This window comes from Paraferrimonas sp. SM1919, assembly GCF_010993985.1.
In the GTDB taxonomy this organism is placed as follows: Bacteria; Pseudomonadota; Gammaproteobacteria; order Enterobacterales; family Shewanellaceae; genus SM1919.
In genome coordinates this window covers 174865-191177 of sequence record NZ_WINH01000001.1, presented here as the reverse complement: position 1 = coordinate 191177, position 16313 = coordinate 174865, and the positions used below count along the sequence as shown (strand labels likewise).

15 protein-coding genes are annotated in these 16313 nt (G+C 44.1%); 12 read left to right on the top strand and 3 right to left on the bottom strand.

Features of this window, described 5'->3' with window-relative positions:
• Positions 1–14: 14 nt before the first annotated feature.
• Genes GFB48_RS00810 through GFB48_RS00800 form a run of 3 tightly spaced genes read left to right on the top strand, consistent with a single transcriptional unit; the run spans position 15 to position 3151 of the window.
• Positions 15–1238: a lipoprotein-releasing ABC transporter permease subunit gene (locus GFB48_RS00810; protein ID WP_163930199.1), complete on the top strand. Its 1224-nt coding sequence runs from the start codon at positions 15–17 to the stop codon at positions 1236–1238.
• Positions 1231–1920: a lipoprotein-releasing ABC transporter ATP-binding protein LolD gene (lolD, locus tag GFB48_RS00805; protein ID WP_163930197.1), complete on the top strand. Its 690-nt coding sequence runs from the start codon at positions 1231–1233 to the stop codon at positions 1918–1920. Before GFB48_RS00810 ends, lolD begins: the two co-directional genes overlap by 8 nt.
• A complete protein-coding gene (locus GFB48_RS00800) occupies positions 1913–3151 on the top strand; it encodes a lipoprotein-releasing ABC transporter permease subunit (protein WP_163930195.1) in 1239 nt (412 codons plus the stop codon). Before lolD ends, GFB48_RS00800 begins: the two co-directional genes overlap by 8 nt.
• 146 nt (positions 3152–3297) lie before the next feature.
• Here the strand turns inward: GFB48_RS00800 and GFB48_RS00795 are convergent, their stop codons facing one another.
• The gene (locus GFB48_RS00795) at positions 3298–4464 is read right to left on the bottom strand and encodes a BamA/TamA family outer membrane protein (RefSeq protein ID WP_163930193.1); all 1167 of its coding nucleotides are present in this window, start codon (positions 4462–4464) and stop codon (positions 3298–3300) included.
• Between the two features lie 100 nt (positions 4465–4564).
• The gene (gene ettA, locus GFB48_RS00790; protein WP_163930191.1) at positions 4565–6232 is read right to left on the bottom strand and encodes an energy-dependent translational throttle protein EttA; all 1668 of its coding nucleotides are present in this window, start codon (positions 6230–6232) and stop codon (positions 4565–4567) included.
• A 254-nt stretch (positions 6233–6486) separates the two neighbouring features.
• On the opposite strand from ettA, the gene glyA reads away from it, so the two are divergent.
• The 9 genes from glyA to GFB48_RS00745 all read left to right on the top strand — a co-directional run bounded on the left by glyA (position 6487) and on the right by GFB48_RS00745 (position 13667).
• Positions 6487–7743: a serine hydroxymethyltransferase gene (gene glyA / locus GFB48_RS00785; protein WP_163930189.1), complete on the top strand. Its 1257-nt coding sequence runs from the start codon at positions 6487–6489 to the stop codon at positions 7741–7743.
• 82 nt (positions 7744–7825) lie between these two features.
• The gene (gene nrdR, locus GFB48_RS00780) at positions 7826–8284 is read left to right on the top strand and encodes a transcriptional regulator NrdR (RefSeq protein WP_163930187.1); all 459 of its coding nucleotides are present in this window, start codon (positions 7826–7828) and stop codon (positions 8282–8284) included.
• Positions 8277–9395 (top strand): bifunctional diaminohydroxyphosphoribosylaminopyrimidine deaminase/5-amino-6-(5-phosphoribosylamino)uracil reductase RibD, encoded by a 1119-nt coding sequence (gene ribD, locus GFB48_RS00775; RefSeq protein ID WP_163930185.1) that lies wholly within the window; start codon positions 8277–8279, stop codon positions 9393–9395. Before nrdR ends, ribD begins: the two co-directional genes overlap by 8 nt.
• A gap of 16 nt (positions 9396–9411) precedes the next feature.
• Positions 9412–10071: a riboflavin synthase gene (locus tag GFB48_RS00770; protein ID WP_163930183.1), complete on the top strand. Its 660-nt coding sequence runs from the start codon at positions 9412–9414 to the stop codon at positions 10069–10071.
• Positions 10072–10077: 6 nt separating this feature from the next.
• Positions 10078–11187, top strand: a complete 1110-nt coding sequence (gene ribBA, locus GFB48_RS00765) for a bifunctional 3,4-dihydroxy-2-butanone-4-phosphate synthase/GTP cyclohydrolase II (protein WP_163930181.1) — start codon at positions 10078–10080, stop codon at positions 11185–11187.
• A gap of 100 nt (positions 11188–11287) precedes the next feature.
• Positions 11288–11764 carry a 6,7-dimethyl-8-ribityllumazine synthase gene (gene ribE / locus GFB48_RS00760; RefSeq protein ID WP_163930179.1) on the top strand — a complete coding sequence of 159 codons (477 nt, stop codon included), beginning with the start codon at positions 11288–11290 and terminating at the stop codon, positions 11762–11764.
• A gap of 12 nt (positions 11765–11776) precedes the next feature.
• Entirely contained in the window at positions 11777–12178 is a 402-nt protein-coding gene (gene nusB / locus GFB48_RS00755) for a transcription antitermination factor NusB (protein ID WP_163930177.1), read from the top strand.
• 66 nt (positions 12179–12244) lie between these two features.
• Positions 12245–13195 carry a thiamine-phosphate kinase gene (gene thiL, locus GFB48_RS00750; protein ID WP_205597652.1) on the top strand — a complete coding sequence of 317 codons (951 nt, stop codon included), beginning with the start codon at positions 12245–12247 and terminating at the stop codon, positions 13193–13195.
• Positions 13182–13667: a phosphatidylglycerophosphatase A gene (locus tag GFB48_RS00745; protein ID WP_163930175.1), complete on the top strand. Its 486-nt coding sequence runs from the start codon at positions 13182–13184 to the stop codon at positions 13665–13667. The genes thiL and GFB48_RS00745 overlap by 14 nt, the downstream gene beginning before the upstream one ends.
• A gap of 90 nt (positions 13668–13757) precedes the next feature.
• Here the strand turns inward: GFB48_RS00745 and mutS are convergent, their stop codons facing one another.
• Complete coding sequence (gene mutS / locus GFB48_RS00740) at positions 13758–16298, bottom strand: DNA mismatch repair protein MutS (protein WP_163930331.1); 2541 nt, start codon at positions 16296–16298, stop codon at positions 13758–13760.
• Between the last annotated feature and the right edge of the window lie 15 nt (positions 16299–16313).

Sequence of the window (16313 nt, the reverse complement as noted above, 5' to 3'; positions counted from 1 at the left end):
GATAATTATTAATTATGAAGTTCGCCCTCACGGCATCTATAGGCTGGCGCTATTGGCGCAGCCGTAAAAACCAAGGATTCACCTCTTTTATTACTTTTTTTTCAGTCACCGGCATTGTTTTGGGTGTGGCGGCGCTGATTTTAGTAGGCTCGGTTATGAATGGCTTAGAGGATCAACTTAAGCAAAGAATTTTAACCGTAGTGCCCCAGGTGATCATTCATTCAGATCAAACCTCCCTAATCGAAGATGTGCCTCTAAATGAGTTTACTCATCCTAAGCAAGTTCTTGGGGTAAGCCCTTTAGTGCAAACCCAAGTGATGATGCAGGCACCGAATCAACTTTCAATTGCCCGCTTACAAGGCGTCATACCTGAAAATGAAGCGCCTTTATCGATGATTGATGATGCGCTTTTTGTCGGTAGTTTTGAATCTTTAGTTGCAGGACAATATGGGGTGCTAATTGGTGCACAATTAGCACAAAAATTATCCTTGTCAGTGGGGGATAAGGTTCGCTTAATGGCCGCTAAAGGGGTAAGTCATACGCCAATGGGGATGGTGCCTAGCCAACGTAACTTTACCGTTAAAGGCATTTTTGAAATGGGCTCAGAAGTGGATGCATCCTTGGTGATTGGCCATTATCAGGATATAGCTAAATTAACCAGACAAAGCAGTACAGAGTTTATTTCGGCACGCTTATACCTTGACGATCCTTTTGATTCACAACAAGTCATTGAGCTTCTGAAGAATACTGTCGACTTACCGGTAACATACAGTGATTGGCGTAAAGATTATGGCCAATTGTTTGCTGCGGTTGAAATGGAAAAGAAAATGATGTCTTTAATGTTGTCATTAATCGTTATTGTTGCCGCTTTTAATATTATTTCCGCTTTAGTCATGATGGTTATCGATAAACGAGCCGACGTAGCCATATTAAAGACGCAAGGCCTGACCAAAGCTGATATCAGTAGTATCTTTGTTATTCAAGGCATGCTCAATGCTTTGATCGGTTTGTTTGTTGGCGTTCTGATTGGGCTGCCACTGGCATTACAATTAGATAAAATTTTGGCAAGTTTAGGTGTCAATCTGTTAGGAACAGGGGTTAAGTTACCTGTCATTGTTGAATTCAATCAAATCTTAAGTATTGTCCTAGGAACGCTAGTTATCACCTTATTAGCGACGTTATACCCCGCATTAAAAGCTGCTTCGATTGCTCCAGCTGAGGCCCTAAGAAATGAATAAACCATTATTAATCGCATCCAATATAAGCAAGACTTACCAAGAGGGTGAGCACCAAACGCAGGTATTACATCAGGTTAATTTTACTCTACGTCATGGTGAATCATTAGCGATTGTAGGCAGTTCAGGGTCAGGCAAAAGTACCTTGCTGCATATTCTTGGTACCTTAGACAAACCCACTAGCGGTGACGTTGCTTTTTTAGGCCAGGATTTATTAACGTTATCTGAAGCTGAGCAGGCGTTATTAAGAAATAGCCAAATGGGCTTCATTTATCAATTTCATCACCTGTTACCTGAATTTAGCGCTGAAGAAAATGTGGCTATGCCGGCTTGGATTGCTGGAGAGAATAAAAAACAAGCTTTAGTCAAAGCTCGAAATTTACTTGAGCAAGTAGGCTTAGGGCATAGGTTAAGTCACTACCCAAGCCAGCTATCGGGAGGCGAGCGCCAGCGAGTAGCGATTGCAAGAGCATTGATTAATAACCCGAAGTTAGTGCTGGCAGATGAGCCTACTGGTAACCTAGATGCTGAATCAGGTTTGAAGGTTTACCAACTATTAAAGCAATTAGCAAAAGCACAGGGCACCAGCTTTATTGTGGTTACTCATGATATGAACCTGGCCAATCAATTTGATAGAAGATTGAATATGTCTGGGGGTGAGTTGAAGGAGTCGGTGGATGTTTAACCCATTAGCTTTAAGAGTTGGTTGGCGCTTTTTTAAGGCTAGGGCATCGAATCGCTATATCAGCTTTATTTCTATCGCTTCTATGGTGGGGATAGCCATGGGGGTCGCGGTATTGATTGTCGTGTTATCTGCAATGAATGGTTTTGAAAGAGAGCTCAGGCAAAACTTACTTTCAATGGTGGCCCATGGTGAGTTGACCGCTGTTGAAGGGGGGATTATGCATCCTCAAAACATAGTTGATAAAGCCAATAGTATTGATGCCTTTAGGCTGGCAACTCCAGAATATAATCTTAATGCGCTTATCCGCACTAAAGATGGCTTCAGTGGCATAGAAGTAAAAGGAGTGACACCAGAGTTGGAAAATGAAGTCAGCAATCTTGCCTCAAAGATGGCAGCAGATGTCTGGCTGCAGTTGCGAGACTCTCACCTTCAGGAGCAAGCAGGTATTGTTTTAGGCCAGAGTATCGCAACTAAGTTAGCATTAATGCCTGGTCAGTCGTTGTCTTTGTATTTACCTGCCAATGGTTCAAGGGGGCTAAATCGTAAACAGTTTACCTATCTAGGTAGCTTTAAAAGTGGTGGTGAATTGGACTCTAATCGTGCCTATGCCCACCGCCTAGACATTGCCAAGTTAATGGCAACAAGTTGGGATACTACCTCTATTAAACTGACGACTAATGACTTATTTCAGGCGCCTTATCTCGTGCGTGAATTTGCCTTTAGTTTAAGTGAATATTTGTATATTTCTGATTGGAGCCGAACCCATGGCCACCTTTACAATGATATCCAATTAGTCAGGACTATCATGTATTTGGTATTGTTTCTGGTTATCGCAGTGGCTTGTTTTAATATTGTTTCGACCCTAGTGATGGCTGTACAAGAAAAACATCGAGAAATTGCCATTTTGCAAACTATGGGGATGACTTCTAAAAGTATTTTGCAAGTGTTCATGGTGCAAGGCAGTATCAATGGGGTTTTGGGCACTATCATTGGTGCTTTCATCGGTGTCATATGTGCAGTAAATTTAAGTTCAATCATTGCAACCATTGAAACATGGACAGACTCTAAATTACTCGACAGTGATGTTTATTTTGTAGACCATTTACCATCGCTTATGCTGTGGAATGATGTCGTGGTTATCGTCGTGGTGGCGTTACTAATGAGCTTTATTGCGACATTATATCCCGCTTACAAAGCGAGCAAATTACCACCAGCAAGATCACTTGGGTGAACACTCATTGCTATCTTAAGAGCCAATTAACCACAGGGGAAACTGCAAAGGTTATTGGCTTTGGTTGAATTTAAACAAAGCCTTTTGAAATGTTGGATTGGGTTGCACGGAGCTAAAGTTGATGCCATTTATCATGATGTGAGCGTTTAAAAGGCTTCGCCCATATCCATATAGAACCCCATTTCATTTTGACCGATACCTAAGTCAAAGCGAACATTTACTCTTGGTTTGACTTCAAAGCGATAACCCACCCCAATGTTAGGTAGTGTTTTGCTAAAGTCATAGCTCTCATTACGATTTCGAATCATACCAAGACCCACCCATGCAACCAGGCCGTGACGCCATGAAAGTTTACGTCGATATTCCAACTGGCTTAGCGCCACTTCATCACCCCGATAGCGCTGTTGATAATAACCCCTTAGGCCCGAATTTCCTCCCAGCATAGGCAGTTCAGTCCATGGGACATCACCAGTGGCTTTATTGTAGACAAATTGCCAAGCAAGATGCTGATTAGGGTGGGTAAGTTGCAAATAGCCATTATATTTAAAGGTGGTTTTGCTATATTGGAATTCGCTGCCGAAATTTTTGTTAAATACTACGGTCTGTAATTCCACTAAGGCCCCTTTGGAGGCGTTGATTTCTAAGTCTCTTGAGTCATATAAAACTCTGATCTTAAAGCCAGAGCTACGTCCGCTGTCTGGATAATTAAGAACTTCATCATTATAAATCCCATTTGGCAATATTTGGGGTTTACCAACATCGGAATAACTAAAATGGTATCCAGGACCTATATAGAAGTTATCAAAAATAGAGTACAAATAACTCGGTGAAAAGTGGACTTTATTATGATGGTAATCAATGCCAATGCCTTGCTTGACCGTTTCTGCATAACCTGTGCCATAGTAGGTCTCATTGCGAGCAGAAAGTGCTAAGTAGGCATAAATTCGATGTTTGTCTTGCCTAAAATAGGTTGAGTTATTGAGGTATAAACCAAAAGCACCGTTGACCGAGGCTAATCCAGTAATGACTAATGAAGATGGCTGAATAGTCAGGTCCTGTTTGTCGACTGCATACATACCAACAGCCGAAATACCAACCCCCAAGGAGGTCTCAGGAGTATAGAAGGGGCCTGGTAAAATACTAAAGTCTAGACCTTTATTTGGGTCGAATTGGGGATCATCTAATCCTAACTCATTGAGTAATGAATCAATTAACCCTTGGGTGGTGGCCTGTTTAGATGCCTGTGCATTCTCCTGAGCCGTAGTACTTAGGCATAAAAAGACAACGGTTATGCTCAAAAGCCGTATAATCAAAGTTATTTCTCTATTGAATTCCTTGTATTAGTTATAGTTGAACTAAGGCCAATAAAAAAGGAACCAAGATGGTTCCTTTTTTGTTTGAAAAAATAATGACTTATTTACTCATGCGCTTGTACTTCAAGCGGTGCGGCTCAATGGCGTCCTTACCTTGAGTCTCTTTAAGCCATTTAGTGTATTCACTGTAGTTACCTTCATAGAAGTTCACTTTGCCCTCATCACGGTAATCGAGAATGTGAGTAGCAATTCGGTCAAGGAACCAACGGTCGTGAGAGATAACCATGGCACAACCTGGGAACTCTAAAAGGGCTTCTTCAAGCGCACGTAAGGTTTCCACATCAAGATCGTTGGTGGGCTCATCGAGAAGTAATACATTGGCGCCCGCTTTTAGCAGTTTAGCGAGATGAACACGGTTGCGCTCACCGCCAGATAATTCACCAATGCGCTTTTGTTGATCGGAACCGCGGAAGTTAAAGCGACCGACATAGGCACGAGAAGGGATTTCGATATTATTAATGCGGATGATATCTTGACCTTCTGAAATTTCTTGCCAGACGGTGTTGCTATCGTTCATCGAGTCACGGAACTGCTCCACGGACCCCAGTTTAACTGTATCACCAATGTCGATAATGCCGGCATCGGCTTGCTCAGTGCCTTGTAACATCTTAAATAGTGTCGACTTACCAGCACCATTGGCGCCAACGATGCCGACAATCGCCCCTTTAGGCATGCTAAAGCTTAGGTTATCAATAAGCTGACGATCACCAAATGACTTAGACAGGTTGCTGACTTCAATGACTTTATCCCCAAGGCGTGGGCCAGGTGGAATAAACAGTTCGTTGGTTTCGTTACGCTTTTGGCGGTCTTGGTTGTTCAGTTCCTCAAAACGCGCCATACGAGCTTTCGATTTAGCCTGACGCCCTTTAGGGTTGGTACGGACCCATTCTAACTCTTTCTCGATAGAGCGTTGGCGTGCTTTCTCTGCCGATGCTTCTTGGGCGAGTCGAGCGTCTTTTTGTTCAAGCCAAGATGAGTAATTACCTTCCCAAGGAATACCCTCACCACGGTCAAGTTCTAGAATCCAACCAGCAGCATTATCTAAAAAGTAACGGTCGTGGGTAATGGCCACGACTGTGCCAGGGTAATCGACTAAGAAGCGCTCAAGCCAAGCAACCGATTCTGCATCTAAGTGGTTGGTTGGTTCGTCTAACAATAGCATGTCAGGGTTTGACAGCAGTAATCGGCAAAGTGCCACTCGGCGGCGTTCACCACCTGATAAAACGCCAATCTTAGCGTCCCACTCAGGTAGACGCAGGGCATCCGCTGCGCGGTCTAATTTGGCCTCAATATTGTGACCATCTGCAGCCTGGATGATGGCTTCAAGTTTGCCTTGCTCTTTGGCTAAGGCATCAAAATCTGCATCAGGATCAGCATACAAAGCATAAACTTCATCAAGTCGAGTAAGGGCTTGTTTGACTTCACCTAGCGCCTCTTCAACCACTTCACGGACAGTTTTGTTTTCGTCGAGTTGTGGTTCCTGTTCTAGATAGCCAATATTTAGGTCTGGCATTGGCCTAGCTTCACCGTCGAACTCTTTATCGACCCCTGCCATGATGCGCAGTAACGTCGACTTACCGGCACCGTTTAAGCCGAGAACACCAATTTTGGCGCCAGGGAAAAAGCTTAAAGAAATATCTTTTAAAATGGTTTTTGATGGTGGTACTACCTTGCTAACGCGCAGCATGGAGTAAACAAATTGAGCCATTGGAATATCCGTTTGTATAATTGATATGGGGTAATTTTATATCATCGACACGCGATGTCACTGCTATTTGTCGTTAAATATCGCCTATTGGTCAAAATTAAATCAATAAATAAGTTGACCAGTGGAGGAATAAAAATCGTATAAAGTGAAAATTTTAGTAGTTGTTTCTCTATAAAGCTCGCATCATTTGGAGTAATATATCGCGCCATAAAGAGAACAAGTTTACTTTATCATTTTATTTGGGGAGTGGTCTGATGCTAGACAAAACCATGAACATTGCTGATTTCGATCCTGAGTTACATCAGGCGATCGTTAACGAAACTCGTCGTCAAGAAGAGCATATTGAGCTTATCGCGTCAGAGAACTACACCAGCCCTCGTGTACTTGAGGCGCAGGGTTCGCAACTAACAAACAAATACGCAGAAGGTTACCCTGGTAAGCGTTATTACGGTGGTTGTGAGTACGTCGATGTTGCTGAGCAATTGGCCATTGACCGTGCCAATGAACTATTCGGTTCAAATTACGCAAACGTGCAACCTCATTCTGGTTCACAAGCTAACTCTGCAGTATTCTTAGCGCTGCTGCAGCCTAATGATAAAGTTTTAGGTATGAGCTTAGCCCATGGTGGTCACTTGACCCATGGTTCACACGTAAACTTCTCTGGTAAGCAATTTAGTGCAGTTCAGTACGGCATTGATGAAACTACTGGTAAAATCGATTACGCTGAAGTTGAGCGCTTAGCTCTTGAGCACAAGCCAAAAATGATCATTGCCGGTTTCTCTGCATACTCAGGGATCATTGATTGGTCAGAATTCCGTAAGATTGCCGATAAAGTTGGCGCTTACCTAATGGTAGACATGGCCCACGTTGCCGGTCTTGTCGCTGCAGGTATTTATCCAAACCCAGTGCCACACGCACACGTAGTGACGACAACTACCCACAAAACCCTTGCGGGTCCTCGTGGTGGTCTGATCATCTCTGGTGAAAACGATGAAGAACTTTACAAGAAGTTAAATTCAGCGGTATTCCCAGGTGGCCAAGGTGGTCCTTTATGCCACGTTATTGCGGCAAAAGCGGTTGCCTTCAAAGAAGCATTGCAGCCAGAATTTACTGAGTACCAAAAACAAGTAGTGGTGAATGCTCAAGCCATGGCTGCTGCCTTCATTGAGCGTGGCTATGATGTCGTTTCTGGTGGCACAGATAACCATTTGTTCCTGTTAGATCTTATTGCTAAAGATATTACAGGTAAAGATGCGGATGCCGCTCTAGGACGCGCCAATATCACTGTGAATAAAAACTCAGTACCAAATGATCCACGTTCACCGTTTGTTACCTCTGGTCTTCGTATTGGTTCCCCAGCGATCACCCGCCGTGGCTTTAAAGCGGATGAAGCGAAATTACTTGCTGGTTGGATTTGTGACATTCTAGATAACATGGGTGATGACAACGTTGAGCAACGTGTTAAGAGTCAAGTGCTAGAATTATGCGCAAAATTCCCTGTTTATGCTTAATTTTCAAAGCTAAATAGCGTATTCTTAATGACCGCAATTTGCGGTCATTTTTTTTGCCTAAATGTGAGGCTGGGGAAATTCTATGCATTGTCCATTTTGCTCTGCAACCGATACTAAAGTAATTGATTCACGTTTGGTCGCCGATGGCCACCAAGTACGCCGTCGTCGTTCTTGTACCGTTTGTAGCGAGCGCTTTACTACTTTTGAAACGGCTGAGTTGGTGCTACCGCATATTATTAAGCAAGATGGGACTCGCCAACCTTTTGATGAAGCAAAATTACGCGATGGGATTGCCCGTGCCGTAGAAAAACGTCCAGTAGAAACTGACGCAATTGAAGAAGCAATTAATAAAATAAAATCGCAACTAAGGGCCACTGGAGAAAGGGAAGTACCGAGTCAGCTGCTTGGTAATTTAGTGATGGATCAGTTACGTATTCTCGATAAGGTGGCGTATATTCGTTTTGCTTCAGTTTATCGTGCATTTGAAGATGTTTCTCAATTTGGTGAAGTGATCGCCAATCTTGAAAGTACCCATGACTAACTTTGATCAACAAATGATGGCTCGCGCCATCAGCCTTGCCGAACAGGGGCACTTTACGACCAGACCTAACCCCAAAGTGGGCTGTGTGATTGTCAAAGACCGCCAAATCATCGGTGAGGGCTACCATAAAAAAGCAGGCACCGAGCATGCTGAAGTTCATGCTTTAAATCAAGCGGGAGCCGATGCCCAAGGCGCCACTGCCTATGTTACCCTCGAGCCTTGCTCCCATTATGGCAGAACCCCCCCTTGCGCTGAAGGTCTTATAAAGGCGGGGATTGCCAAGGTCGTGGTGGCCATGACTGATCCGAATCCACAAGTTTGTGGGCGCGGGATTTATATGCTGCGTCAAGCCGGTATTGAGGTCGTTGAAGGGGTGCTTGAGCAACAAGCCTATGAGCTCAATCCTGGTTTTATTAAAAAAATGAAAACAGGCCTACCCTATGTCAGGGTGAAATTGGCTTGTACTTTGGATGGAAAAACAGCGTTAAAAAATGGTCAATCCAAATGGATAACCGGTAAACTAGCTCGCAACGATGTGCAAAAGCTCAGAGCTGAAGTCGGGGCGGTCATCACAGGTTCAGGCACTGTGCGAGCAGATGATCCAAGTTTAAATGTTCGTCAGCATGTATTGAATCACAAAGGTTACGATACCGAACTTAGCCAAATCCCCAATCCAATTAAAGTGGTATTAGACTCGAATGCTAAATTACGTCCGCCACTTAATGTTGTCACTAGTTCAGGTACATTAATGCTTTGCAGTGGTCAAAAATACCCAGTAGCGAGCTGGCCTGATAATGTGATGCAGCAAATCATTGCTTTAGATAATGGCCAAATTAGTTTAGTTGGTTTATTAATGGAACTGGCTAGACAAGGTATTCATGATGTATTGGTGGAAGCCGGTGCTACCCTTGCAGGTCGATTTTTTGATGCGGGTTTAGTCGATGAGTTAGTGTTATATCAAGCGCCTAAGTTAATCGGTGCTGGTGGTCGTGACCTAATGATTATCCAAGATAAAATTAATATGGACCAAGTAGAGCGTCTACAATTAATCGAGCAAACCATGCTTGGTGATGATTTAAAACAAGTTTTTCGCCTGAAAGGGCTTATTTAAGAGACCAATTAAAGTTATGTTTACAGGCATTATTGAAGCCGTAGGTAAGATAGTTGCATGGCAGCAGTCTGCGGACGATGTAAAAGTGACTATCGATTCTGGTAAGTTATCAATGGCAGATGTATCCCTTGGGGATAGCATTGCTACAAATGGTGTGTGCCTAACCGTGACTGAAATCAACAGCAATGGTTACTGTGCCGATGTATCCGCTGAGACGGTTAAGGTCACTCGTTTCAAAGATTATGGTGTTGGCCAAAAGGTTAATCTCGAGAAAGCGGTGACGGCAAATACCCGCTTAGGCGGTCACATGGTGAGCGGCCATGTGGATGGCGTTGCTACTTGCGTGGAAAAGTCAGATTTAGGCAAAGCGATAGAGTTTTGGATCAAGCCTAATGACTTAAGCCTACTGAAATACATTCCCCATAAGGGTTCGGTTACCATTGATGGTATCAGTTTAACCGTCAATGAGTTGAGGGATGAGGCTTTTAGGCTGACGATTGTCCCCCATACTGCGGCCCAAACCACCCTTGCTGACTTAACGGTTGGCCAACAAGTAAATTTAGAAGTGGACTTAATTGCCCGCTATCTTGAGCGTCTAATGGCGCCCACTCCAGATACCAAAGCAGCTGGTCTTTCAATGGAAACGCTAGCAAGAAGTGGCTTTATAAGAGGATAACGACTCATGTCATTAAATACCCCAGAAGAAATCATTGAAGATATCCGTCAAGGTAAGATGGTGATCTTAATGGATGATGAAGATAGGGAAAATGAAGGTGATTTAATTATTGCCGCAGAAAAAATCACTCCCCAAGCCATTAACTTTATGGCTACATATGGCCGTGGCTTAATTTGCTTAACTCTGACTAAAGACCGTTGTGAACAATTAAAGTTACCATTGATGGTTGATAATAACGGTGCCGCTTTTAGTACCAATTTCACCGTTTCGATTGAAGCCGCTGAAGGCGTCACTACAGGTATTTCTGCCGCAGACCGTGCGACCACTGTGCTTGCCGCTGTAAAGAAAGATGCTAAGGCGGAAGATATTGTGCAACCCGGTCATATTTTCCCGCTTAAAGCGCAAGATGGTGGTGTACTTATCCGAGCGGGTCATACTGAAGCTGGCTGTGATTTGCCGCGTTTGGCTGGTTTGGAGCCGGCGGGTGTAATTGTAGAAATCTTAAAAGAAGATGGCACCATGGCGCGTCGCCCTGATCTAGAGATTTTTGCCAAAGAGCACGGCCTTAAAATGGGCACCATTGCAGATTTGATTGAGTACCGTAATTTAAATGAAACCACCATAGTGCGTGAAGCAAGTTGTAAGATGCCTACCCGTTATGGTGAGTTCGATATGCATTGCTTCCGTGATACAATTGATAATCAATTGCACTTTGCAATGGTCAACGGCAGTTTAGAGGGTGAGCCATTAGTTCGTGTTCACTTACATAATGCTTTTAACGATTTAATATTCTCAGAGCGAGATCAGAATCGCAGTTGGCCACTGGATCACGCTCTAGAGCGTGTCGGTAAAGATGGCGGGGTAGTGGTGATCCTTGCCAGCGATACCAGCAATGATGCATTACTGAATAAAATGAAGAGCTTTGCCGCGATTGATGCGGGGGAGCAACCCCAACGTAAAAAAGCCAAGGCGCCAACGAGTCGTATTGGTGTGGGCTCCCAAATTCTTGCTGACTTGGGGGTGAATAAAATGAGACTTCTTAGTGAACCTAAGCGCTATCATTCTTTAGGCGGCTTCGGTTTAGAGGTTGTCGAATATATTTCGGATAAAAATTAACTGTTTGTGAAGCTAAGCTAATTGCTTTAGCTACACTTGTGCTATTATTGCGTCCAATTGTATGACAGTTGGGCCGGATTGCTAACTTTTGGGTGAAAATATGAATATTGTTGAAGGAAATATCGCAGCTAAAGACGCAAAAATTGCGCTAGTTGTTGGCCGTTTTAATAGCTTTGTTGTTGAAAGCTTAGTTGAGGGTGCTGTTGATACCCTCAAGCGCTTTGGTCAAGTAAGCGATGACAACATTACTATTGTCCGTGTACCAGGAGCTTACGAGCTGCCATTAACTGCCCGTCGTATTGCTGCTAGCGGTAAGTACGATGCAATTATTGCACTTGGTGCGGTAATTCGTGGTGGTACACCCCACTTTGACTTTGTTGCAGGTGAATGCAATAAAGGTCTGGCTCAAGTCATGCTAGAATTTGATACTCCTGTGTCATTTGGTGTATTAACCACTGATACTATCGAGCAAGCTGTTGAACGCTCTGGAACTAAAGCCGGTAATAAAGGTGGTGAAGCTGCCCTTGGTGCCCTAGAGATGATCAACGTTTTGCAAAACCTTGAAGAACAACTGTAATTGGGGATCTCTGTGAAGCCTTCGATGCGTCGTAAAGCCCGCCGCCTTGCGGTACAAGCCATTTATTCATGGCAATTAAGCGGTAACAATGTTGCTGATATTGAACTGAACTACTTAACTGAAAATAGCACCAATGGTGTCGATGTTGAGTACTTCCGCGAATTGTTATCCGGTGTTGCTACTCAGGCAACTCGAATTGATGCAGCGTTAGAGCCTCATTTAGACCGCCCAATTAAAGACGTCGATCCGATTGAAAAATCGTTATTGCGCCTTGGTGCTTACGAGCTTATGTTCCGTAAAGACGTACCCCATAAGGTAGTGATTAACGAAGCGATTGAACTTGCGAAAGTATTCGGTGCCGATGACAGCCATAAGTTTGTTAATGGCGCCCTAGATAAGCTAGCAAAAGCTTAATCTAGAAACGATGATATGAAGTGCGGCTTAGGCCGCACTTTTTGTATAAGCCGATAAGAAATCTCTGTGAAAGAATTCAATTTAATAAAAAAATACTTTAGCCAAAATAGCAACCGTGATGATGTTGTCATTGGAGTAGGGGATGACTGTGCACTGTTAGCACCACCTGCGGGTATGCAATTGGCAGTTAGCACGGACTCTTTAGTGCAGGATGTTCACTTTCTTGCAGATATCCCTGCGGCAGCACTTGCACATAAAGCCTTAACCGCTAACCTGTCAGATTTGGCAGCAATGGGGGCGACACCCGCTTGGGCAACGTTGGCCATTAGTTTACCGGAGGTAGACGAATCTTGGTTGGCAGAATTTTCTGAATCCTTTTTTAATTTAGCCAAGCAGTATGATCTTGCCCTTGTTGGCGGCGATACCTGCATGTCAGATAAGGTCGTTATTACCATTACTGTGCATGGCTTTGTGCCACAGGGGAAGGCGTTAACACGAAGTGGTGCCAACAGTGGTGATGATATCTATGTCAGTCATACCATTGGCGATTCTGGCCTAGGCTTGGCCCACTTACTGAATAAAGGAGTGGATTTTGAACTTGGCTTACAGGGCGTAATGCGTCATTACTTTCCCACAGCCCGCATTGAGCTGGGGCAGGCGTTAAGGGCAGTGGCCACTAGTGCCATGGATTTAAGTGATGGTTTAGCATCTGATCTTAAACATATTTTAAATGCCAGTGGTCAAGGGGCCAGAATTGATCTTGAGTGCTTACCATTGTCCTCCTTATTGCAGTGCTTAGACTGGCAGCAAGCGCTCGATTTTGCCTTAAGCGGTGGTGAAGATTACGAGTTGTTGTTTACGGCCAGTCCTGAAAAAGCACAAGACATCGCTCTGATCAGTGAAAATCTTGGGATTAAATTGACCAAAGTTGGTACCATAGGGGCTTACCAAGGAATTGAATATTTCCAAAATAATAATAAAAAAGAGTTAAACTTATCTGGTTATGAGCACTTCTAATAACCCCATCGACAAATTGTCGTTAACTAATCCAATCCACTTTTTAGCCTTAGGCTTTGGTAGTGGCTTGGCGCCTAAAGCCCCAGGTACCTTTGGTACCATCGCGGCATTGCCTGTTATTTATTTAGCATCGTTACTGCCTGCTAATGGCTATCTTATTGCCACAATCGTGGCAGCAATTATAGGTATTTATATCTGTGGCAAAGCCGCCAGTGATATGGGAGAGCATGACCATGGCGCTATTGTTTGGGATGAAATTGCTGGCTATATGGTGGCGATGTTGTGGTTACCATTAACTTGGCAAAATTTATTGGCAGCCTTTGTGTTGTTTCGTATTTTTGACATTATTAAACCTTGGCCAATAAGTTTGTTAGACAAGCATGTGCATGGCGGCTTTGGCATTATGATCGATGATATTATTGCTGGTATATTCGCTTTACTTTGCCTGCATGGGTATTATTTTTATTGGTAGCAATGCAATACAGTAAATGGCGACCTGAAGGTCGCCATTTTTTTGATAAATCCGTCATCGAATACTAGCCCGCAGAGCGGGCTAGATTGGTTATAGTTTAGCCTTTAGCTTATATAAAAACGCCAATGCTTCACGCGGACTAAGATCATCTGGGTTAATTTGCTCTAATGCCTGCTCTACCGCTGAAGCCTCATTAAATAAACTGGCTTGTTGTGGATGCTGCTCTTGCTGCAAGAGCGGCTGGCTTTGAGGTGTACGGGTATCCAACTGCTCAAGCTCATGCAGTTTTTGCTTGGCACTGCTGACCACAACTTTGGGGACACCAGCTAATGCTGCCACCTGTAGGCCATAACTTTTAGAGGCACTGCCTTCTTGTACGGCATGCATAAAGGCGATGGTGTCACCATGCTCGACAGCATCTAGGTGCACATTATGGACATCATTTAATTGTTCGGCTAATTGGGTGAGCTCAAAATAGTGGGTGGCAAATAGAGTGAGGCTGCCAAGTTTAGTGGCGAGATAATTGGCTGAAGACCAAGCTAAGGATAAACCATCATAAGTAGAGGTACCACGGCCAATTTCATCCATTAATACTAAGGATTGGGCAGTCGCATTATGCAGTATGTTGGCGGTTTCGGTCATTTCCACCATAAAGGTTGAGCGACCTGAGGCTAAATCATCTGACGCGCCAATACGGGTAAAGATACGGTCAATGGGACCAATGACCGCCTTGTCAGCGGGCACATAGCTACCAATATGGGCCATTAAGGTGATCAAGGCTGTTTGACGCATGTAGGTCGACTTACCGCCCATATTAGGGCCGGTGACAATCAACATTTTACGGCCTAATCCTAGTTGAGTAGGGTTGGCAATAAAGGGATCTTTAGTGACTTGCTCAACCACTGGATGGCGGCCGGCTTCAATATTGATACCCACAGTATCGCTTAATACAGGACGCTGGTAACCGTATTTGTCACTGCAAAATGCGAGGTTATTAAGTACATCTAACTCGCTACAGGCACTGGCGCACATCTGCAGTTGACCTAATTGTGGTAACAGTAAATCGAATAACTCATCCCAAAGCTTTTTCTCTAAGGCGAGGGCTTGGGATTGGCTGTTAAGTACCTTATCTTCGTGCTCTTTCAGCTCAGGAATAATGTATCTTTCCATCGCTTTTAGGGTTTGGCGACGCTGATAATGGGCAGGAACTAATGCCGACTGGGCTCTAGATACCTCAATAAAGTAACCGTGCACCTTGTTATAACCCACTTTTAGGGTGGCAATGCCTGTGGCGTCGCGCTCGCGCTGTTCAAGCAAAGCTAAATAATCGGTAGCACCTTTAGAAAGTTCACGTAAGTAATCGAGTTCCTGGTTATAGCCAGGGGCAATGACTCCGCCATCACGAATTAACATGGGTGGATTATCAACGATGGCGCCTTCTAACAGGTTCACAATTTCAGGAAATTGATTCATATTGGTTTTTAATTCAACCAATTTAGTACTAGCACTAGGGGCTAATAACTGTTGCAGTTCAGGTAATAACTGTAAACTTTGACGTAGTTTGGCAAAGTCTTTAGGGCGGGCACTTCTCAGTGCTAGGCGCGCTAAAATGCGCTCGATATCGCCCATTTGGCACAAGCAGTCACTGAGTTCTGGAACTAAAAACTGTTCGCTAAGCTCACTAATAGCGTCAAGGCGGGCATTAATGAGTTGATGGCTTCTGAGGGGTTGATGGAGCCAGCGTTTAAACAAGCGACTGCCCATGGCGCTAGAACAATGATCTAATACATGCCCAAGAGTGTTCTTATCAGTGCCACTGAGATTAACAGTGAGCTCAAGGTTTCTTCGGGTAGCCGCATCAAGGGTAACAAAGTGGGATTGTTGCTCAAGATTTAATGCGTTGATATGGGGCAGGGCTGTTCGCTGGGTATCTTTAATGTATTGCAATAAACAACCCGCTGCGCTGACGGCATTAAATTGTTCATTAATGCCAAAACCAGTAAGATCTTTAGTATTAAACTGTTGGCATAAAAGGGCTTGTGCGGTTGCGGATTCAAACTCCCATTCTGGGCGCCGACGGGTACCACTGCGACCGGTTAATAACCCTACTTCCTCGAGCATTTCGTTATATAACAACTCGGCAGGATTGGTACGTTGAATTTCTGCTTCTACAGCTTCAGCCGTTGGCAATTGCTGGCATAGGAAGCGGCCAGAACTGATATCTAAAGTAGCAAAACCGAAGCGGTTATCTCCCTGATATAAACAGGCTACTAAGTTGTCGCTGCGTTCGGTTAATAGGGCTTCATCGGTTAGCGTGCCAGGGGTAATAATGCGCACAACCTTGCGCTCCACTGGCCCTTTGCTGGTGGCGGGATCACCCACTTGCTCACAGATTGCAGCGGATTCGCCAAGTTTTACCAGTTTGGCTAAATAGCCTTCAATGGCATGGTAAGGGACACCTGCCATTGGTATTGCATTACCCCCGCTTTTGCCTCTTTTAGTAAGGGTTATGCCAAGTAACGCAGCCGCTTTTTCTGCATCATCATAGAAAAGCTCATAAAAGTCTCCCATACGATAAAGCAATAAAACATCTGGGTGCTCGGATTTGATGGTCAAATATTGACGCATCATAGGGGTATGCTGACT